We start from the raw sequence: 19,750 nt of genomic DNA, 5'->3' as shown, positions 1-19,750 counted from the left end.
GCCGGGCACCGCGCGCGGGAACCGGGGGGTGGGGTGGGGCGTTGGTGTGGCATGGCGGTTGTGCTGTTCCTGACGGTTCCCGGGTTGGTGCTGCTGTTGGTGGTGCTCGCGGCGGTGGACCGGCTCGGGTTGGCGGCGCATCGGCGGCTGCGGCTGCCGTGGCGGACCGAGGAGCAGGGGAGAGCGGTGTCGGCGGCCGGGATCGACGAGTTGCAGGCGCTGTTCCACGCGACGAAGCGGTACGAACTCGACCAGCGGCGGACGTCGCTGATGCTCCGCGACGAGGAGGGGGACGGAGCGCCGCCGCGCACCCGGATCGACCTGGACGGCGGCACCGCCGTCATCCGTCCGGACCACCGGTGACGGCGCCCGGCACGTGCGGAACCAGATCGACGGGCCACGGCGGCGTTCCGATCGACCCGCGGCACCTCGTCAAAGCCGACAGAACCCCCACCAGGCCGCGCACCGGCCTTGATTGATGAGTCTTTAGTCCGTTTTGTTGGTGGGTTTCTGTGGGGTGGTGGGGCCCAGCCCGGCCCGGCGCCTTTACACAGTAAGGTTACTGGGGGACAGACGAGGCCCAGGACACGGGTAGCCCCTGTTTGCGACGGGTTCCGGCTGGCATCGTGAGCGTGGGCTCGCGAACCGCGGACCCACACGTGAAAGCGGCAGGCCCGGTCAGGAGGACGTCATTCCCATGCAGGCGACGAACACGGCGTCCGGAACCGTCGAGACGCTCATCGTGGGCGGCTCGCTCGGCGGGCTGACGACGGCACTCGCCCTCGCGGCACAGGGCCGGTCCTCGACGGTGCTGGAGCGGACCACCGGGCGGACCCAGCGCGGCGTCGCGATCCTCGTCGCCGGGGCGCGGCTGCACCGGGCGATAGGCGACGGCGCGTGGCGGACCGTCCGTGAGGTCCTCGGCGGCGCGTCGACCAGCCAGGGGGTACTCCCCCACGCCTGGTGGGACGTCCACCAGGCGCTGCGCAAGGCCGTCGAAGCCGAGCCGCTCATCACGCTCGTCGAGGGCGAGCACGTCGCCGAGGTCGGACAGGACGGCACCGCCGCGTGGGCCCGCACCAGGGACGGCCGGACCTGGACGGCGGACGCGCTCGTCGGCGCCGACGGCTACCGCAGCGTCGTCCGCCTCCACGTCGACGCGGCCCGCCCGCACGCCGCGTACGCCGGATACGTCGTGTGGCTCGGCCAGTCCGAGTTGCCGCCGGAGTACCGGGGCCGGGCGGGCGGCCCCGACTTCTTCCCCGACGGCGGCGGCATGCTCGCGGTGTACCCGCTGGTCGACGGCGACGCCGAGGTCACCCGCTTCGGCTGGGGCTGGTTCGACCCGGCGCGCAACGCGCTGTTCCGCCGGATCTACGGCGCCATGGCCGACCTCGCCGAGCGGACCTGGGACGAGCCGTGGCGGTCCGCCGTCGTCCAGGCGTTCCGGGACCGCGAGGTGATCGCGACGCCGATCGCCGAGTACCTGCCCGACCGGGTCGTCAGCGGCCGGATCGCGCTCCTCGGGGACGCCGCGCACGCGCAGACGCCGATGACGGGCGCGGGCTTCGAGGAGGCCGTGACGGACGCCGCCGCCCTCGCCGACGCGTTCACCGGCACGACCTCCCCCGAAGAGGCCCTGCGGCGCTACGAGTACCTGCGGCTGGCCGACATGCGCCGCCGCGTCTCGGCCGGACGCTCCTTCAGCACGTCCTTCACCCGCGCCTGACACCCTGACGCGGATCGGCGGGCGTGCCGCCGGAGCGCTCGTCAACGCCCGCCGACCTGGGAGCCCAGGCCCGCTGGCAAAGGGTGTTGCCGGTCTGGCACGGTGGGGGCATGGACGACGAGGTGGGGCGGGTGCTCGGCGGGGTCGGGGCTCGGCTGCGGGAGCTGCGGGCCCGGCGGGCGATGACGCTGACGGAGGTCACGGCCGCGACGGGGATCTCGGTGAGCACGCTGTCGCGGCTGGAGTCCGGGACGCGGAAGGCGACGCTGGAGTTGCTGCTGCCGCTGGCCCGGGTGTACGGGGTGACGCTCGACGACCTGGTGGACGCGCCGGCGACGGGCGATCCGCGGGTCCATCTGCGGCCGGTGGAGCGGCCCGGGATGACGATGCTGCCGCTGACCCGCAGGGCGGACGGGATCCAGGCGTACAAGCTGGTGATCCATCCGGCGCGGCGCCATCCCGAGCCGCAGACGCACGAGGGCTACGAGTGGCTGTACGTCCTCAACGGGAGCCTGCGGGTGGTGCTGGGCGAGCACGACCTGGTGCTGGCGCCCGGTGAGGCGGCGGAGTTCGACACGCGGGTGCCGCACTGGTTCGGCGCGGCCGGCGAGCGGCCGGTGGAGATCCTCAGCCTGTTCGGCCGCCAGGGCGAGCGCGCGCACCTGCGGGCCCGTCCCCAGGGCCGGGAAGGGTGACGGGGCGTCAGGGCTCCTTGGACCTGCGGTAGATGACGGCGAGGTCGATCGCGGCGATGACGGCGACGGCGGCGCAGATCCCGGTGATCACCCAGGGCGCGGCGCCCGGCCCCGCGCCGCCCATGGCGCGCAGCGCGAACACCACGCCGGCGACGACGGCGGCGAGGAGGGCGACCGCGGACATCCCGGCGCGCAGCCCGAGGGCGCTGCGCGCGGTGACGGGCTCGGTGCCCGCCCGCCGGTGCGAGATCCGCCGGTTCTTCCCGTCGCGTCCGTCCTGTGGGTCCATAGGTGTGCCCTTGCCCGGACGGGTCCCGGCAAACCTCTCCCGCCCGGCGATCGGCGCGGGGGGAAAAGTCAGGATTCCTTGGTGCGGTCTTGGAGGTCCGGGGGCGGGGTCGGGTGCGAACGTGGGGGGAGACGGCCAGCCCGGTCGGGAAGGGGGTCGACGTGAGCGGAGTCGACTTCGCCGCGGTGTTCGAGGCGATGCCCATCCCGACGGCGGTGCTGTCGCCGGGGGCGGAGTTCCTGGCGGTGAACCGGGCCTACGAGGCGGCGTCGGGCTGGGCCAGGGAGCAGCTCATCGGCGAGCTGATCTACGAGCGGTTCCCGGGCGGCGCGTTCGACCAGGGACCGGCGCTGCTGCGGGCGTCGCTGGAGCGGGTGGTGGCCGACCGGCGGGTGGACGTGATGCCGCTGCTGCGCTACGACGTGGAGCGGCCGGACGGGATCGTGGAGGAGCGCTACTGGAGCCTGATGAACGCGCCGGTGCTGGACGGGACGGGCGCCGTCCGGTACGTGATCCACCGGGGTGAGGAGGCGACGGCGTTCGTGCAGCAGGTCCGCGGCCACCGGTTCGACTCGCCGCCGGGCCTGTACGGGCTTGAGGCGCGGATGCAGGTGGTGGAGGCCGACCTGTTCGCCAGGACGGTCGAGCTGGAGGAGGCCAACCGGCGGCTGCGGGGCCTGCGGGAGCGGGAGCGCAGGGCCGTCGCGGACACCTCGCACGACCTGCGCGGCCCGATCACGGGCCTGCAGACACGGCTGCAGGTGGCGTTGGAGGATCCCATGGCCGATCCGCAGGACATCCTGCGGGCGGCGCTGGAGGACGCCGAGCATCTGGGCGACATCGTCGCCGACCTGCTGGAGCTGGCCCGGCTGGAGTCGGGCGGTCCCGCGCCCGTCGACCCGGTGGATCTCGCGGCGCTGGTGGAGGGGGATCTGGCGCGGCGGGCGCCGCAGGGGCTGAAGCTCGCGGTGACGCTGGAGGGCGGGGTGACGGTGGCGGGGTCGAAGGTGCGGCTGGCGCGGCTGGTGGCGAACCTGCTGGCGAACGCGGAGCGGCACGCGGTGGCGCGGATCGAGGTGTCGGTGGGGGTGGAGGACGGGCTGGCGGTGCTGCGGGTCGCCGACGACGGCCCCGGCATCCCGCCGGAGGACCGGGAGGCGGTGTTCGCGAGGTTCTTCCGCAGGGCGGACGCGCGCAAGGCCGATCCTGGCGGGACGGGCCTGGGCCTGCCGATCTCGCGGGAGATCGCGCACGCGCACGGAGGGTCGCTGGTCGTGGCCGACGGCTCGCCCGGCGCGGTGCTGGAGCTGCGGCTGCCGCTGCGGACGGGCTGAGCGGTCAGAACCCGGCCGTGATGCGGGTGAACTCCCAGGGCTCCTGGGCCGTCTCGGAGCAGGAGGAGCCGTCGGCGGGCCCGGCGCAGGGCCGGTCGCGGTTGACCGACCAGAAGGAGAACCTGCCGATCCCGCGGAAGGACGCCCAGTCGCGGATGCGCGTCCAGGTCCGCGGGGTGGTGGTCTCCTTGCCGTCGGAGACGCCGTTCATGCCGGACAGGCCGACGTTGCGCCAGGCGGTGGCGTCGTCCCAGCCGTGGACGCGCTGCAGGAGCGCCTTGAAGGACTCGGCGGCGGCGACGGTGTCGGCGTACATGTCGGTGCTGCCGCCGAAGTTGAACGGCATGATCGTGTAGTTGTCGACGGGGGTGCGGAGTTCGGCGGCGCGTTCGATGAGCCGCTCGCCCCACTTGTCGAGGCCCTTCTTGCCGGTGCTCGTGGTGATCACCAGGCGCAGGTCGGGGTTGGCTGTCTTGAGGTGCTTCATCCCGTTCAGGATGCGGTCCTGGACGGCGGCGACGCGCAGTTCGTCGTCGTTCTCGATGTCGAAGTCCAGGACGTCGGGCCGGTAGGCGTCCACGACCTTCTGGACGGCGTCCGCGTACGCCCTGGCGGTGCGGCAGCGGGGTCCGAGTTTACGTCCCGACCAGCCGCCGACGGAGATGTGGACCTGTCCCCCGGCGTCGCGGATGGCCTTGACGGCGGCCGCGTCGGGCGCGGAGTCCAGGGGGCGGCGGCCGTCCCAGGTGACGTCGCAGCCGCCGCCGGACAGCACGAACGCGAGGGTGAACGCGGTGACGCCGGTGGCGTCCATGACCGCCTTGACGTCCGGGGGGTGGCCCCAGCCGAGGTGCAGGTAGGGGGCGGGCGGGATCGGGGTGGGCCCCTGCGGTGCGGGCGGCGTGCCCGTGCCCGTGGCGGTGGGGACGGGCGCGGTGCGGGGCTCCTCCCCGCCGACCGCCGCCAGGACGCCGACGCCCAGGACTCCCGCCGTGACGCCCGCGGCCACCCCGATGCCCAGGTGGACACCCCTCATGCGTGTGACTCCTCCGTGCTCTGGTCCGCCTTCCCGGGGGCGGGTCGGCGCCCGCCGCGTCCAGGGGAGGCGTCGCCCAAAGCCTAGAGGGCGCGGGACCCGCCCCAAGCCGGTGATCCGTACCGATCTGAGGTGTTTTTCACGGCGCGACGACGGTACGAGGCACTAGGGGCGCGGAGGGTGAGTGAAACGGCGGGCGTCACCTGTTCCAGATGAGGGGCCTGTCCAGGTAGCCGCCTTCGGCGTCGTCGTACCTGACCCCGGTCACCGGCGTGCCCTTCGGGGCGGCCCGCACCCGGCAGGTCTCGATCGTGGCGCCCACCTGGGCGAACGACGACTCGGTCGGGCGGACGTGCTCGCAGCCCTGCATCGGGCGCAGGAACACGAGCCGGCCGGGGGCGCTGGCGCTGGCGCCGTCGGGGCCGGCGATGTCGAGCAGCGGCGTCAGGATCCGGAACGGCTCGATCCCGCCGAGGTTCTCGATGGTGTACCGGACGTTGTACGGGTCCCGCTTGTCGGCCTTGATCTTGGAGCCGAGCGCCTGCGCGAACAGGTCCCGGTCGGCCGGCTCGATCGCGGTGACCGTGATCCCGACGACGGCGAACATGCCGCCGCTCCGGACCCGCACCACCGCGCGCTCGCCGATCTTGAACTCGGTCCCCGGCTCGGCGGCCACGGGCGTCGGCGCGGCGGCGGGGGTGCTCGGCTCCACCGCGGGCTCGGGCGTGCTGGACACCGCCTCGATGGGCGGGGCGACGGGCGGGGCGGCCACCGGCTCCGGCTCGCCGCCGCAGCCGGCCAGCAGCCCGGCCGTGGCCACTCCGGCGATCCCCAGCGACATGATCCGTACGCGCATGCTCACTTCCCTCGGACGTCTCGTCGCGCCCTTCGGGCGCGCCGCCTTCACCGACTGATCTTGGTCACCCTACCGACCGGCGGCGATCTTCGTACATTTCTGGACGCGACCGGCGAACCGGATGTAGCGGGACCCAGGGCACGTCGCGGGAGGGAAGGTGAAGACCCGGCGGGTCGGGTGTTGGTTCCGGCGCGGACGGGGTAGGGGCCCAATATGGACAAAAAGGACAACAATCTTGGGGACGCCCCGGAGGTGACACGCGACAGGTTCTTCGCCCCCGTCACCAGGGGCGCCGACGCCAGGGGCCGGACGGTCCCGGCCGAACGCGACAAGCCGGGCGTGAGCGGGACGGGGGTGCCCGGCGTCACCCGACCCTCCCCCGACGCGGGAAGCGCCGACGAGGCGGGGGTGCGCGCGGCCGAGGAGCACGACGCCTCGCGCCGCAGGCCGCGCGCCTCCGCCCCGACCGACCACCACAAAGGCGGCTGAATATGGACAAGAGCGGCAACAAGCACGGATTCCGTCTGGACGACGAGATGCGGCGGGAGACCGAGGGCCTCACCCGCAGCGGCGGCCCGGTCCGGACGCGCCCGTGGGACGACCCCGAGCCGATCGACACCGACACCGGCCGCGACCCCACCGCCACCCTCGACGACCGGCGCGGCGCCCCGCCCGGCCTGACCCCGCAGGAGGTCCAGGAACGCAGCGCTTTCGCGTCGCTGCTGGCGGGCGTCCGCTACCCGGCGACGCCCGGCACGCTGACCGCGCATGCCCGCAAGGCGGGCGCGCCCGACGTGGCGCTGACCCGGCTGTCGCAACTGCCCGACCAGGCTTACCTCGCGTTGCCGCAGATCCTGCGGGACCTGGGCATCGGCCACGAGGCACGGCGCGTGTAACCACCCTGAGGAGGCCGTCATGCGTGAACACCGCGACGAGCAGCCCGCCGAGCGCCCTCCCCCGCCCGACGACGAGCCCGACTTCGCCGAGGAGCACACGCCGGGCCCGTCGTTCCCGCCCATCGCCCCCGCCGACGGCGTCGGCGGCCAGGACGAGGGCTACGAACCCCAGACCCGCGTGTGACCGTCCGGTCCCGGGCTGTGTTCGATAGGCCCGGAGGCCGACCGCTTCGCGACCCCGACTCCGTCGGGAGCGGCCACCCCCCGGGCTGGGTTCGATGGGCCCGGCGGGCGCTTTGGCGGCCCCGACTTCGTCGGGAGCGCCCCCCGGCCTGTGTTCATTCGGCCCGGCGGGCGCTTTGGCGGCCCCGACTTCGTCGGGAGCGCCCCCCGGGCCGGGTTCGTGGACTCACGAGCATGGTGGACCTCGCGCTGATCGACGCGATCCTGTTCGACATGGACGGCACCCTGGTCGACTCCGACGCGGCGGTGGAGCGGTCGTGGGAGGTGTGGGCGGCCGAGCACGGCGCCCGCCTGGACGAGGTGCTCGCGGTCGCGCACGGCAGCCCGTCCGACGTGACGATCTCCGGCCTGTTCCCGTCGTGGGACGCCGAGGCCGTCGCGGTGTCGGCCGCCCGCCAGATGGCCCTCCAGTACGAGGACCTGGGCGACGTGGTGCCGGTGCCGGGCGCGCTCGACCTGGTCGGCGCGCTGGCGGAGGCGCGGTTCCCGTGGGCGGTGGTGACGAGCGCGGACGTCCGGCTGGCCAAGGCCCGGCTGGGCGCGTGCGGGATCACCGCGCCGCTGCTGGTGACGGTCGAGGACGTGCGCCGCGGCAAGCCCGACCCGGAGGGGTACCTGCTGGCCTGTGCGGAGTTGGGCCTGCCGCCCGCGCGCTGCCTGGTGGTGGAGGACGCCGCGCCCGGCGTCGCCGCAGGCCGCGGCGCGGGCTGCCCCGTGGCGGCCCTCAAGGGCCTGCACGCCGACCTCGACCTGCCCGGCGGGCTTCCCGACCTCCTCGCTTTGTTCCGGGCCGCCAGGACGGCGTGAGCCGCGCGAGGAGCCCGGCGACGGGTTCGGGCGGTGGTGTGACGCCGGTGCCGACGCCCGGAGCGGAGTTGTTCGAGACCGTCGCGGCGGATCGTCGACCCCTGAATCCTGCGCATTGTTGGCCCGCCCGTTGGGCTCGGCCGACCGTGCGCCGGGTATGCGGCGACATGGAGGGATCCACGACGCGAGGGGGAGCCGATGAGGCAGCGCACACACGGCGGGGGCGGGGCATGAGGCCGGGGCACGCGCCCGCGCGGATCGCGGCGGGCGCCTACATCCTGCACACGGGCCTCGGCAAGTGGAGCGGGGACGACCGCCAGGCCGCCGGGATCCACGCGATGGCGGCGAGCGCCTACCCGTTCCTCGGGCAGATCCCGCCCGCCCGGTTCCTGCGCTGTGTGGCGGCCGCGGAGATCGCGACGGGCCTCGCGCTGCTCACCCCGGTCGTGCCGTCGTTGGTGGCGGGGGCGGCGCTGGCGAACTTCTCGGCTGGCCTGCTCGGCATGTACTGGCGCACGCCCGGCATGCACAAGCCGGGCAGCATCTGGCCGACCGACGAGGGTCTTGCCGTCTCCAAGGACGTCTGGCTGCTCGGCATCGGCCTGGGCCTCGTCATCGACGGTCTCCTGGACTGCCGCCGCAGGGCCTGAATCCGGGCGCTTCGTCTTACCGGCGGCTTATCCTCCCTTCATCTATAGTGCTAGTTAACTAGATGAATGGAGGTGGGTGGGTGATCGAGTTCCACCTGGACACCAGATCCGGTGTCCCGCCCTACCAGCAGATCGTGCGGCAGGTCAGGCACGCGCTGCGGCTCGGCCTGGTCAAGGAGGGCGACAGGCTTCCGACGGTGAAGGAGGTCGTCGGCACGCTCGCCGTCAACCCCAACACCGTCCTCAAGGCCTACCGGGAGCTGGAGCACGAGGGCCTGGTCGCGGCCCGGCCCGGCCTCGGCACGTTCGTCACCGCGACGCTCGCCGACGCCTCGCTCGCCGCGCACGGGCCGCTGCGCGAGGAGCTGCGCCGCTGGCTGGCCAAGGCCCGGCTCGCGGGCCTGGACGACGAGAGCATCGAAGCGCTGTTCCACGCCACGTTTCAGGCCGCCTCCCGCGAGGCGAGCGCGTGAGCGCCCCCGTCCTCAGGGCCGAGGGCCTCGGTAGGCGCTACGGCCGCCGCTGGGCGCTGCGCGACTGCGACCTCGACGTCCCCGCCGGACACGTCGTCGGCCTCGTCGGCCCGAACGGCGCCGGAAAGACGACGCTGCTCAGCGTCGCCGCCGGGCAGCTCGCCCCCACCACCGGCACGGTCAGCGTGCTCGGCCGCGCCCCCGCCGCCTCCCCCGCCCACCTGGGACGCGTCGCGTTCGTCGCCCAGGACACCCCGACCTACGCGTCCCTGACCGTCGCCGAGCACCTCACCCTCGGCGCCCGCCTCAACCCGCGCTGGGACGCCGCCACGGCCGCCGACCGGATCGCCCGCGTCGGCCTCGACCCGTCCGCCAAGGCCGGGCGCCTGTCCGGCGGGCAGCGCGCCCAGCTCGCCCTCACCCTCGGCATCGCCAAACGCCCCGACCTGCTCATCCTCGACGAGCCCGTCGCCGCGCTCGACCCGCTCGCTTGCCGCGAGTTCCACCAGGGCCTCATGGAGGCCGTCGCCGACCTCGGCATGAGCGTCCTGCTGTCGTCCCACCTGGTGTCGGACCTGGAACGGACCTGCGACTACGTCGTCGTGCTCGTCGACTCCCGCGTCCAGGTCGCCGGGGAGGTGGAGGACCTGCTGGCCACCCACCACCGGCTCACCGGGCCGCGCCGCGACGGCGCCCGGCTGCCGTCCGACCAGCACGTCGTCGCCGCCAGCCACACCGGCCGGCAGTCCACGTTCGTCGTCCGCACCCGCGAACCCGTCCTCGACCCGGCCTGGCGGGTGAGCGGCCTCGACCTGGAGGACCTCGTCCTGTCCTACATGAGCGCGGGCGCGCGCGACGCCGCCCGACCCGTCCTGGAGGTCCGGCGATGATCTGGCTCGCCTGGCGGCAGTTCCGCCTGCCCGCGGCGGTCGCCGCCGGACTGCTCGCCGCGCTCGCCGCGGCCCTCGCGGTCACGGGCCCCGGTATCGCCGACGCATGGACGTCCGGCCGCGCCGCGTGCGCGGCGCGCGGCGGGGACTGCGCGACGTTCGCCCAGGAGTTCTTCGCCGACCACCGCGGCGGCTACCTCACGCTCGTCGTCCTCGTCCTGGCGGTGCCCGGCCTGATCGGCCTGTTCTGGGGCGCGCCGCTCGTCGCGCGGGAGCTGGAGGCGGGCACGCACCGGCTGGTGTGGAACCAGAGCGTCACCAGGACCCGGTGGCTCGCGGTGAAGCTCGCCCTGGTCGGCGCGGCGGCGATGGCCGCGGCCGGGCTCGCGAGCCTCGCGGTCGGCTGGTGGTCGCGGCCCGTGGACGCCGCGGGCGCGGCCGACCTGCCCCGCATGGACCCCGTCCTGTTCGACGCGCGCGGCCTCGTGCCCGTCGCGTTCGCGGCGTTCGCGTGCGCGCTCGGCGTCGTCGCGGGCATGGTGGCGCGGCGGACGCTCGCGGCGATGGCGGTGACGCTCGCCGGGTTCGCGCTCGTCCAGCTGGCGATGCCGCTGCTGGTCCGCCCGCACCTGCTGCCGCCGGTCGTGGAGACGGTCACGGTGACCCGCGAGAACCTCGCGTCGTTCTACGCCGAGGGGCCCGACAGCCCGGTGCGGCTGGACGTGAAGGGCCCTTCGGGCGCGTGGATCCTCGCGAACGAGACGGTGGACGCGGCCGGGCGGGTCGTGCCGACGGTGCCGCTGTACCTGACGTCCGGGCCGTGCTCGGAGGGCGACGCCGGGGGCCCGACGGCCGAGTGCGTCGGCCGGGTCGGCGAGCTGGGATTCCGGCAGCGGCTCACCTACCACCCGGCCGAGCGGTTCTGGCCGCTCCAGTGGGCCGAGGCGGGCGTGTACGCGGCGCTCACCGCGGGCCTCGCGGGCTTCGCGTTCTGGTGGCTGCGCCGCCGCGTGTCCTGACGCGCGGCGACCGGCTACGGCTCGGCCGCGCCCGCCGCCGCGTGCGCGTCCCGTGCCGGGGCGCGGGACGGCGCGACCGTGACGAGCAGGTGTTTCATCAGCGGCTGGTCGCTCTGCGTGCTGTAGTCGCCCGCCGGGCACAGCACGTTCAGCTCCGGCATGTAGCCGACGGCGCTGCCGCGCGGCAGGTCGTACGGCAGCGCCGTGTACCCGTGGACGGTCCGCAGCCCGCCGTCCCGCGCCACGGACGTGATGTCGATGAGGGCGCCCGGCGCGAGGCTCCGCTCGGCCATGTCGGCGCGGTTCATGAACAGGACCGTCCGCAGGTTCTCCAGGCCCCGGTACCTGTCGTTGTCGGTGTAGATCGTGGTGTTCCACTGGTCGTGCGACCTGACCGTCGCGAGCACCAGGTGCCCGGCGGGCGGCACGGCCGGGGTGAGCGGCGCGGTGTGGAACTCGGCGCGGCCGGACGGGGTCAGGAACACCCGCTCGCGGGCGGGCTGCGCGATCCGGAACCCGTGCGGGCGGCGGACCCTTCGGTTGAAGTCCTCGAACCCGTCCAGCACGTGCGACATCGTCGCGCGGACCGTGTCGTAGTCCTCGGCGTAGGTCTCCCACGGGGTGGCGCTGTCGGGCAGGGTCGCGCGGGCCATCCCGCACAGGATCGCCGGCTCCGACAGCAGCAGCCCGGACGCGGGGCGGCGCCGCCCGATCGAGAAGTGCACCATGCTCATGGAGTCCTCGACGGTGACGCCCTGCACCCCGGCGCGGCGCCGGTCCAGCTCGGTGCGGCCCAGGCACGGCAGGATCAGCGCCCGCCGCCCGTGCTCCAGGTGGCTGCGGTTCAGCTTCGTGCTGACCTGCACCGTCAGGTCGAGGCCGCGCAGCGCCGCGGCGGTGCGGGCGGTGTCCGGCACGGCCAGCGCGAAGTTCCCGCCCAGCGCCACGAACACCCGCACCGCGCCGTCGCGCATCGCCTGGAGGGTCCGCACCACGTCCAGGCCGGGCGTGCGCGGCGGGTCGATCCGGCAGGCGGCGGCGAGCCGGTCCAGGAACTCGGCGCCGGGGTTGTGGTCGATCCCGCACGTCCGGTTCCCCTGGACGTTGCTGTGCCCGCGGATCGGGCAGACACCCGCCCCCTCCGTGCCGATGTTGCCGCGCAGCAGCAGCACGTTGGCGATCTCCCGGATCGTGTCGACGCCGTGCTCCTGCTGGGTGACGCCCAGGCACCAGCACATGATCGTGCGCCGCGCCCTGCGGTACACCCCGGCGGCGGCGCGGATCACCGCCTCCGGCACGCCCGACTCGTCCACGAGCAGCGGCCACGGCGTCGCCTCCACCAGCGACCGGTAGGCGGCGAACCCGGTGGTGTGCCGCGCCAGGAACTCGCCGTCGAGCGCCTCCGGATCGGTGTCGGCCGTCTCCAGGAGCGCCTTGGCCATGCCGCGCAGGAACGCCATGTCGCCCGCGATCCGCGGCTGGACCGACATCGTGCCGGTCGGCGTCGCGTGGAACGTCGCCATCGACAGCAGCTCGTGCGGCACGATCGTGCGGCGGCTCGCCGCCTCGACCATCGGGTTCACGTGCACGATCTGCGCGCCGCGCCGGTAGGCCTTGGCGAGCGCGGTGAGCATGCGCGGCGCGTTGGACGCGGCGTTCGAGCCGATCACGAAGATCGCGTCGGCGCGGTCGAAGTCGTCGAGGTCGACGGTGCCCTTGTTGGTGCCGAGCGAGGCGCGCAGCGCCCTCCCGCTCGCCTCGTGGCACATGTTCGAGCAGTCCGGCAGGTTGTTGGTGCCGAACTCCCGCGCCCACAGCTGGTACAGGAACGACGCCTCGTTCGACAGCCGGCCCGAGGTGTAGAACGCGGCGTGGTCGGGGGAGTCCAGGCCGCGCAGGGTGTCGCCGACGAGCGCGAACGCGTCGCGCCAGCCGATCGGCACGTACTTGTCACTGTCAGGATCGTAGGTGAGCGGTTCGGTGAGACGGCCCGCGGCCTCCAGGTCGTGGTCGTTCCACGTGCGCAGTTCGGTGACGGTGTGCGCGGCGAAGAACGCCCGGTCGGCGCGGTCGTGGGTCATCTCCCAGGTGGCGTGTTTGACGCCGTTCTCGCAGATGTCCAGGCGCAGCCCGTGCTGGTCGTCGGGCCAGGCGCAGCCGGGGCAGTCGAACCCGCCGTCCTCGTGGTTCATCCTGAGGATCGCGCCGGTCCCGGCGAACGGCTCGCGGGTGCGCCACAGTACCTCGGCGACGCTGCGGGCGGCGCCCCATCCGGCGGTCGGGTGGGTGTCGGGCCGGAAGGTGTAGCCGCCGTCGGGGGCCGGGCCGCGGCCGGGGTTGCGCCGTCCGGGGGTGCCGACACCGAAGTCGTCGCGCGCGTCCGGGTTGTCCTTGGTCATGCCGAAGGTCCTCACCGGGACGCGGCCCGGGTACGCCCGGCCCGCCCCAAGGTTTCAGCAAAACCCGCAAACCGCCACGAACAGGTCAGGCGGTGAGCCGTGGATCGTCCTCCCGGGGCGCCGCGGCCCGCGCCATCTCGTCCAGGGACAGGCCGAGCGCGGAGGCCAGCGCCGCGACGGTGAAGAACGCCGGGGTCGGCGCCCGGCCCGTCTCGATCTTGCGCAGCGTCTCGGGCGACAGCCCGGCCCGCGCGGCGATCTCGGTCATGGGCCGGGTGCCGCGGGCGCGGCGCAGCAGCTCACCGAGGAGCTCGCCGCGCAGGCGCTCTTGCGGGGTCAGCGGAGGACGTACCATGGCCGTGATACTAATACCGGTATAAGTATTGGGTCACGGAAGGCACGGCACCATGGTCGAACTCAAGGACGACAAGGCACTCGAGGGCATGCGGGAGGCCGGACGCGTCGTCGGCCGCGCCCTCGCCGCCGTCCAGGAGGCCGCCGACGTCGGCGTCACCCTCCTCGACCTCGACGAGACGGCACGCGCCGTCCTCGCCGCCGCCGGGGCCACCTCGCCGTTCCTCGGCTACCGCCCCTCGTTCGCGCCCGTACCCTTCCCCGCCGTCATCTGCGCGTCCGTCAACGACGCCATCGTCCACGGCGTCCCCACCGCCTACCGGCTGCGCGACGGCGACCTCGTCAGCATCGACTGCGGCGCCCACCTCGACGGCTGGACCGGCGACGCCGCCATCAGCTTCACCGTCGGCACCCCGCGCCCCGCCGACCTCGCCCTCATCGCCGCCACCCGCCGGGCCCTGGACGCCGGCATCGAGGCCGCGCGGGTGGGCGCGAGGATCGGCGACATCTCCGCGGCGGTCGGCGCGGTCGCCGCCGACGCCGGATGCGGCATGCCCCGCGACTTCGGCGGCCACGGCATCGGCCGCGGCATGCACGAGGACCCGCACGTCCCCAACCGTGGCAGGCCCGGCCGAGGCTTCCCCCTCAAGCCGGGCCTCACCCTCGCCATCGAACCGATGCTCCTGTCCGGCGGGTCCGACGCCTACCGCACCGACCCCGACGGGTGGACCCTGCGCACCACCGACGGATCACGGGCCGCCCACATCGAGCACACCATCGCGATCACCCCCGAAGGCCCGCGCGTCCTCACCCTGCCCTGACGCCACCCGGCCCGGATCGGCCCGGCCCGGCCCGGCTCAGATCGGCTCGGTCAGGCGAACGCCTCGATCAGCGACCACGCCGCCAGGGCCGCCATGCACACCCCGCCGATCCGCTGGACCGTCCGCAACGGCACCCGCTTGGCGATGAACCGGCCCACCAGCAACGCCAGCGCCGACACCGTCATCAACGCCGCCGCCGACCCGACCGCGGTCGGCAGCGGCCCGTTCGTCGCCGCCAGGTTCGCCGTCGTGATCTGGGTGAGATCGCCCCACTCGCTCACGAACACCGCCATGAACGCCGTCGTGTACACCGGCCAGAACCCGGTGACGATCCCGCCACCGCCCCCCGCCTCGTCCGCGTCGTCGCCGTCACCGCCGCGCAGCAGCAGGAACGCGCCGAGCCCGAACAGCGCCGCCGACACCAGCTTCACCACCATGTCGGGCAGCAACCCCAGCAGGCCGCCCGCGCCGACCGCGAGCACCACATGCACCGCGAACGCCGTCGAGGTGCCCAACCACACGTACAGCGGCCGCATCCGCGTGCCCATCGCCAGGGACGCGAACATCGTCTTGTCGGGGAGCTCGGCCAGGAAGATCAGGCCGAAGGCGGTGAACACCGCCAGGAGATCGAAGGACACAGGTGCCGCGTCTTTCCGCCGGTACCGGACCTGGCGGAACCCGCCTGGAGCGGGACGACACCGTTCGGCCCGGCACAACTGGAGCACCCGCCGAACGGCGGGCGCCGTCATGCCTTGCCGAAGGTCTCGTCCACCGCGCCTCACGACACGGCCCGGCCGCCGGGCCGCTACTGCGGCCAGTATGTCGACGTACCGGTATCGCGGGACTACTCCCCTTCGCGCCGCCCAGTGTACGCGCCCCCACACGCCTCCCGCATCCCCTCGGCCCGACCCCCAACGAAGATCCACTCCATGCCTATGATGGCGCGGTCCGCGATCCCCCCACTCGTGGAGCGACCTTGAGACCTCCCGCCGCGCGCCCCCGGTTCGGCGGCGCTCCCCGACGAAGCCGGGCTCCTAAGAGCGCCCCCGAACCGCATCGGACACAAACCGGGGGTCGGCGCTCCCGCCCAAGCCGCGAGTCACAAAGCACCCCCTCCCAGGCCCGGACCGTCGTCGCCGTCCTGTCCGGCGCGGGGATCACGGTCTCCCTCATGCAGACCCTGATCGTCCCGCTCATCCCCGAACTGTCCGTGATCCTCGACACCACCCCCGCCAACGCCTCCTGGGCGATCACCGCGACGCTCCTCGCGGGCGCCGTCGCCACCCCCGTCGCCGGACGCCTCGGCGACCTGTACGGCAAACGCCGCCTCCTGCTCGTCTGCACCCTCCTGCTGACCACCGGATCGGTCGTCTGCGCCGTCGGCGGAACACTCGGCCCCGTCATCGTCGGCCGCACCCTCCAAGGGCTCGGCCTGCCCGTCATCGGCCTCGGGATCTCCGTCATGCGGGACGTGCTGCCGCCCGAACGGCTCGGCACGTCGATGGCGCTCATGAGCTCGTCCCTCGGCGTCGGCGGCGCCCTCGGCCTGCCCGTCTCCTCCTTCCTCGCCGAACACACCGGCTGGCAGGTCCTCTTCTGGGTCGCGGCCGCCGCCGGCGCCCTCGTCACCGTCCTGGTGTTCCTCGTCGTACCCGAATCGCCCGTCCGGGCCGGCGGCGGCTTCGACGGAATCGGAGCGACCGGCCTCGTCGCCGGACTCCTCCCCCTCCTCCTCGCCATCTCCAAGGGCGGCGACTGGGGATGGACCGCTCCGCTCACCCTCACCCTCTTCGCCTCCGCCGCCCTCATCCTCACCGTGTGGGGCTGGTGGGAACTACGCATCCCCTCCCCCGTCGTCGACCTCCGCTCCACCGCACGCCGCCAGGTCCTCCTCACCAACATCGCGTCGATCCTCATCGGCTTCACCATGTACGGCATGTCCCTCGTCACCCCACAGCTCCTCCAACAGCCGGAGGCGACGGGCTACGGACTCGGCCTGTCCATGACCCAAGCGGGCCTGTGGATGGCGCCCGGCGGCCTCGGCATGATGCTCGTCGCCCCGCTCGCCGCCCGCCTGTCCGGACGGCACGGCGCCCGCGCCTCCCTCCTCACCGGCGCGCTCGTCATCTGCGGCGGCTACCTGCTGGCGCTCGGCCTCATGTCCTGGGTGTGGGGCGTGCTGCTGTTCTCCCTCACCGTCAGCGTCGGCGTCGGATTCGCGTTCGCCGCGATGCCCGCCCTCATCATGGCCGCCGTCCCCGTCTCCGAGACCGCCGCCGCCAACGGCCTCAACTCCCTGGCCCGCGCCCTCGGCACCTCCACCTGCTCGGCCGTCGTCGGCGTCATCCTCGCCCACATGACCATCCCCCTCGGCACCACCACCGCCCCGTCCCTCGACGGCCTGCGCACCGTGCTCGTCGTCGCCGCCGTCATCGCCGCTGCCGCCGCCGCGACCGTCCTGGCCATCCCCCGCCGCACCCCGACCCCCACCGACGCGGCAGCCCCGGACCTTCAAGCCATGCCGTCCGACGCGGCGACCCCGACCGTCCCAGCGGCCGTACCCGCACCGGGAACCGCCGGAACCACGCCCGACGCACCCACGCACACAGGTAAGATCATTGACGCTCCGTGATCGTCGATAGAGAGACCCGACCCTTCGTGCGCGCCCCGCGGCTCCCGGCCCTCACCGCCCTGGCCCTCGCCGCCACCCTCACCGCCGCCGCCGTCGCGCTCGCACCCGGCCCGACCACCCCTCCCCCGACCGCCGCCAGCCCCGCCGCGCCCAGCCCGTCAAGCCCCGCCCCCTCCCCCACCCAGGACAGCGCGGACGTACCGCGCGTCGTCAACGGCAGGGTCCAACCCACGCCTCTCCCGATCCCCCGCCGCGCCTCGGGCCGCTACCGCACCGCGCCCGGCACGGCCAAGGCGCGCGGCGGCACCGGATCCCTCATCCGGTACACGGTGGAGGTCGAGGACGGCCTGCCCTACGGTCCCGCCGAGTTCGCCGCCGCCGTCCACACCATCCTCAACGACCCGCGCGGCTGGGCCCGCTTCGAACGCGTCCCCTCCGGGCCAGCCCGGCTACAGGTGTCGCTGACCAGCCCAGCCGAGACCCGCAGACGCTGCCGCCCACTCGACGTCGGCCTGCGCCTGTCGTGCTTCCAGAACGGCCGCGCCGTCATCAACGCCGACCGGTGGGCGACCGGCGCCCCGTCCTACCGCGCCGACGTCGCCACCTACCGCGAGTACCTCATCAACCACGAGGTCGGGCACGGCCTCGGCCACGGGCACGCCGCCTGCCCCGGCCCCGGCAGGCGCGCGCCCGTCATGGTGCAGCAGACCAAGTCGCTGTTCGGCTGCCGCCCCGGCCCCTGGCCGCACCCCGACCGGGACCTGTGACCCCTACCCCTTGATCACGTCAGCGGCGTGCCACGCCAACGCCATGATCGGCCCGTTCAGGTTGCCCGCGACCATCGTCGGCAGCACCGAACAGTCCACGACCCGCGCGCCCTCCACCCCGCGCAACCGCAGCAGCGGATCCACCACCGCTTCCTCCTGCGGACCCATCGCGCACGTCCCGACCGCGTGGTAACCGCAGTAGCCCCGGTCCAGCGACGCCTCGATGATCTCCTCCTCGGACCGCACGTCCGCGCCCGGCAGCGTCTCGTGCGCGATCCGCGACGCGATCGGCTCGGCCTCGAACAGCTCACGCATCCGCCGGAACAGCGCGGCGCCCGTCGCCCGGTCCCGCGCGTCACCGAAGTAGTTCGGGTCGACCAGCAACGGCGACTCCGGATCCGCGCCGGTGATCGCGATCCGGCCCGTCGCCTCCGGCCGCAGCACCACACCGACACAGCTCAGCCCCGGCTCACGCTCCACCGCGACCTTCTCACCCGCCTCGAACGTCCCCGGCGACATCGGGCCGAGCAGCAACTGCCCGTCGGGACGGTCCAACGACGGATCCGACTTCACGAACGCGATCACGTCATAGGCCGGCGTCGCCAGCGGACCGCGGCGCGTCGCCAGGTACTTCACGCCCGTCACCGCCTGCCGCAACGGCGTCGACAGGTGCCGGTTGTAGCCGAGGTTGTCCCGCAGCCGGTACTTCGCGACGAGACAGCGGTGCTCCCGCAGGCCCGCGCCCACCAGCTCCCGCTCCACCCGCACCGGCACACCCGCCTCGCCCAGCACGTCCGCCGGGCCGATCCCCGACTGCTGCAAAAGCCGCGGCGTGTTCAGGCTGCCCAAGCACAGCAGCACCTCACGACGTGCCCGCACCTCATGCAGCACACCCGACCGGTCCCGCACCTCAACACCGACCGCGCGCTCACCCTCCAGCAGCAGCCGCGTCGCCGTCTGGCCCGTCACGACCTTCAGGTTCGCCCGGCCCGCCGCCGGACGCAGGAACGCCCGCGCCGCGCTCACCCGGCGGCCCTTCCAGATCGTCGCGATCGTGTAACCGATCCGCTCGTCGTCGAACTCGTTCGGGTCGTCGGTCACCTTCAGGCCGAGCGCCGCGCCCGCCGCGATCATCTCCTCACACAGCGGCTCGGGCTCGGCCGGCCCCGCCACCCGCAGCGGCCCGCCCGACCCACGCGTGTCGGACGCGCCCAGCGCGTGGTGCTCCAACCTGCGGAACACCGGAAGTATCGTGTCCCACCCCCACTCGGGATTGCCGAGCTCCACGAGCGCGTCCCAGTCGGCCCGCTGCCCCCGGTTGTAGACCATCCCGTTGATCGCGCTCGACCCGCCCAGCACCCGGCCCCGGGGCCAGATCTCGTGCGCGCCGCGCGGCCCGAACGGCACGGTCGGGTACATCCACGACGCCTTCGGGTCGACCATCGCCAACCCGAACCCCTTGGGGATGTGGAACATCGGATTGCGGTCCGAGCCGCCGGCCTCCACCAGCAGCACACTCACCCGCGGATCCTCCGACAGCCGTGCCGCCAGCACGCTTCCCGCCGACCCCGCACCCACCACCACATAGTCGAACATCCGGGCCCGCCCTTCGATCCGTGACGACGGCGTCACGCTAGCGCAGAACCACCCGGCCCACCGGGAATTCCAGCACATCCCCCCACTTCGGCAGCCTTCCCCCGCCCACACACCCATCCGCCACACCCGGCTTCGCCGACGCCCTCACGCCGCGCCCTTCAAGCCCCGGCAACCCCCTCCCGACGCCTCGACCCTCGCGCGCGGACTCAGCGCGGGCGTCCGCCGAGCAGGTAGACGCTCGGATACTCCTCCGCGCCATCCGTC

The 19,750-nt window shown here is 73.9% G+C and carries 22 protein-coding genes; 15 read left to right on the top strand and 7 right to left on the bottom strand.

Going from position 1 to position 19,750, the window contains the following annotated elements; translation table 11 throughout:
• The first annotated feature begins 51 nt into the window (after positions 1–51).
• From LO762_RS21270 to LO762_RS21260, 3 genes are all read left to right on the top strand, one after another.
• Positions 52–363: a DUF6191 domain-containing protein gene (locus LO762_RS21270; RefSeq protein ID WP_230617614.1), complete on the top strand. Its 312-nt coding sequence runs from the start codon at positions 52–54 to the stop codon at positions 361–363.
• A gap of 334 nt (positions 364–697) precedes the next feature.
• Positions 698–1,729 (top strand): FAD-dependent monooxygenase, encoded by a 1,032-nt coding sequence (locus tag LO762_RS21265; RefSeq protein WP_230617613.1) that lies wholly within the window; start codon positions 698–700, stop codon positions 1,727–1,729.
• A 110-nt stretch (positions 1,730–1,839) separates the two neighbouring features.
• Positions 1,840–2,424 (top strand): helix-turn-helix domain-containing protein, encoded by a 585-nt coding sequence (locus LO762_RS21260; RefSeq protein ID WP_230617612.1) that lies wholly within the window; start codon positions 1,840–1,842, stop codon positions 2,422–2,424.
• Between the two features lie 7 nt (positions 2,425–2,431).
• Here LO762_RS21260 and LO762_RS21255 read toward each other — a convergent pair whose 3' ends face one another.
• Positions 2,432–2,713, bottom strand: coding sequence for a DUF6343 family protein (locus LO762_RS21255; protein WP_230617611.1), 282 nt, complete (start codon positions 2,711–2,713; stop codon positions 2,432–2,434).
• Positions 2,714–2,874: 161 nt separating this feature from the next.
• Here LO762_RS21255 and LO762_RS21250 point away from each other — a divergent pair, with 161 nt between their 5' ends.
• Positions 2,875–4,047 (top strand): ATP-binding protein, encoded by a 1,173-nt coding sequence (locus LO762_RS21250; protein ID WP_230617610.1) that lies wholly within the window; start codon positions 2,875–2,877, stop codon positions 4,045–4,047.
• A gap of 4 nt (positions 4,048–4,051) precedes the next feature.
• Here LO762_RS21250 and LO762_RS21245 read toward each other — a convergent pair whose 3' ends face one another.
• Both LO762_RS21245 and LO762_RS21240 read right to left on the bottom strand, forming a co-directional pair.
• Entirely contained in the window at positions 4,052–5,083 is a 1,032-nt protein-coding gene (locus LO762_RS21245; protein WP_230617609.1) for a glycosyl hydrolase family 18 protein, read from the bottom strand.
• 199 nt (positions 5,084–5,282) lie between these two features.
• Complete coding sequence (locus tag LO762_RS21240) at positions 5,283–5,939, bottom strand: hypothetical protein (RefSeq protein ID WP_230617608.1); 657 nt, start codon at positions 5,937–5,939, stop codon at positions 5,283–5,285.
• A gap of 213 nt (positions 5,940–6,152) precedes the next feature.
• Between LO762_RS21240 and LO762_RS21235 the strand changes: the two genes are divergently transcribed.
• From LO762_RS21235 to LO762_RS21200, 8 genes are all read left to right on the top strand, one after another.
• The gene (locus LO762_RS21235) at positions 6,153–6,428 is read left to right on the top strand and encodes a hypothetical protein (RefSeq protein WP_230617607.1); all 276 of its coding nucleotides are present in this window, start codon (positions 6,153–6,155) and stop codon (positions 6,426–6,428) included.
• Positions 6,429–6,430: 2 nt separating this feature from the next.
• Positions 6,431–6,835 carry a DUF2795 domain-containing protein gene (locus LO762_RS21230; protein WP_230617606.1) on the top strand — a complete coding sequence of 135 codons (405 nt, stop codon included), beginning with the start codon at positions 6,431–6,433 and terminating at the stop codon, positions 6,833–6,835.
• A 19-nt stretch (positions 6,836–6,854) separates the two neighbouring features.
• Complete coding sequence (locus LO762_RS21225; RefSeq protein WP_230617605.1) at positions 6,855–7,019, top strand: hypothetical protein; 165 nt, start codon at positions 6,855–6,857, stop codon at positions 7,017–7,019.
• A 233-nt stretch (positions 7,020–7,252) separates the two neighbouring features.
• A complete protein-coding gene (locus LO762_RS21220) occupies positions 7,253–7,885 on the top strand; it encodes an HAD-IA family hydrolase (RefSeq protein WP_230617604.1) in 633 nt (210 codons plus the stop codon).
• Between the two features lie 230 nt (positions 7,886–8,115).
• The gene (locus tag LO762_RS21215; RefSeq protein WP_230617603.1) at positions 8,116–8,535 is read left to right on the top strand and encodes a DoxX family membrane protein; all 420 of its coding nucleotides are present in this window, start codon (positions 8,116–8,118) and stop codon (positions 8,533–8,535) included.
• 80 nt (positions 8,536–8,615) lie between these two features.
• Entirely contained in the window at positions 8,616–9,008 is a 393-nt protein-coding gene (locus LO762_RS21210; protein WP_230617602.1) for a GntR family transcriptional regulator, read from the top strand.
• Positions 9,005–9,898 (top strand): ABC transporter ATP-binding protein, encoded by an 894-nt coding sequence (locus LO762_RS21205; protein WP_230617601.1) that lies wholly within the window; start codon positions 9,005–9,007, stop codon positions 9,896–9,898. Before LO762_RS21210 ends, LO762_RS21205 begins: the two co-directional genes overlap by 4 nt.
• Positions 9,895–10,917: an ABC transporter permease subunit gene (locus LO762_RS21200; RefSeq protein WP_230617600.1), complete on the top strand. Its 1,023-nt coding sequence runs from the start codon at positions 9,895–9,897 to the stop codon at positions 10,915–10,917. Before LO762_RS21205 ends, LO762_RS21200 begins: the two co-directional genes overlap by 4 nt.
• 14 nt (positions 10,918–10,931) lie before the next feature.
• Here the strand turns inward: LO762_RS21200 and LO762_RS21195 are convergent, their stop codons facing one another.
• Together LO762_RS21195 and LO762_RS21190 are read right to left on the bottom strand one after the other, a co-directional pair.
• Positions 10,932–13,316 (bottom strand): FdhF/YdeP family oxidoreductase, encoded by a 2,385-nt coding sequence (locus LO762_RS21195; protein WP_230617599.1) that lies wholly within the window; start codon positions 13,314–13,316, stop codon positions 10,932–10,934.
• 85 nt (positions 13,317–13,401) lie between these two features.
• Positions 13,402–13,671: a helix-turn-helix domain-containing protein gene (locus tag LO762_RS21190; RefSeq protein ID WP_230617598.1), complete on the bottom strand. Its 270-nt coding sequence runs from the start codon at positions 13,669–13,671 to the stop codon at positions 13,402–13,404.
• 52 nt (positions 13,672–13,723) lie between these two features.
• On the opposite strand from LO762_RS21190, the gene map reads away from it, so the two are divergent.
• Entirely contained in the window at positions 13,724–14,491 is a 768-nt protein-coding gene (gene map / locus LO762_RS21185; protein ID WP_230617597.1) for a type I methionyl aminopeptidase, read from the top strand.
• Between the two features lie 50 nt (positions 14,492–14,541).
• Here map and LO762_RS21180 read toward each other — a convergent pair whose 3' ends face one another.
• Positions 14,542–15,129: a TMEM165/GDT1 family protein gene (locus LO762_RS21180; RefSeq protein ID WP_230617596.1), complete on the bottom strand. Its 588-nt coding sequence runs from the start codon at positions 15,127–15,129 to the stop codon at positions 14,542–14,544.
• A gap of 533 nt (positions 15,130–15,662) precedes the next feature.
• Here LO762_RS21180 and LO762_RS21175 point away from each other — a divergent pair.
• Positions 15,663–17,123 carry an MFS transporter gene (locus LO762_RS21175; protein ID WP_230617595.1) on the top strand — a complete coding sequence of 487 codons (1,461 nt, stop codon included), beginning with the start codon at positions 15,663–15,665 and terminating at the stop codon, positions 17,121–17,123.
• Entirely contained in the window at positions 17,120–17,890 is a 771-nt protein-coding gene (locus LO762_RS21170) for a DUF3152 domain-containing protein (protein ID WP_230617594.1), read from the top strand. The genes LO762_RS21175 and LO762_RS21170 overlap by 4 nt, the downstream gene beginning before the upstream one ends.
• Before the next feature lie 3 nt (positions 17,891–17,893).
• Here the strand turns inward: LO762_RS21170 and LO762_RS21165 are convergent, their stop codons facing one another.
• Positions 17,894–19,522, bottom strand: a complete 1,629-nt coding sequence (locus tag LO762_RS21165) for a GMC family oxidoreductase (RefSeq protein ID WP_230617593.1) — start codon at positions 19,520–19,522, stop codon at positions 17,894–17,896.
• Between the last annotated feature and the right edge of the window lie 228 nt (positions 19,523–19,750).

This window comes from Actinocorallia sp. API 0066, assembly GCF_020991275.1.
GTDB lineage: Bacteria > Actinomycetota > Actinomycetes > Streptosporangiales > Streptosporangiaceae > Actinocorallia.
The sequence above is the reverse complement of the archived record's forward strand: the minus strand, read 5'-3'. Positions and strand labels throughout refer to the sequence as shown.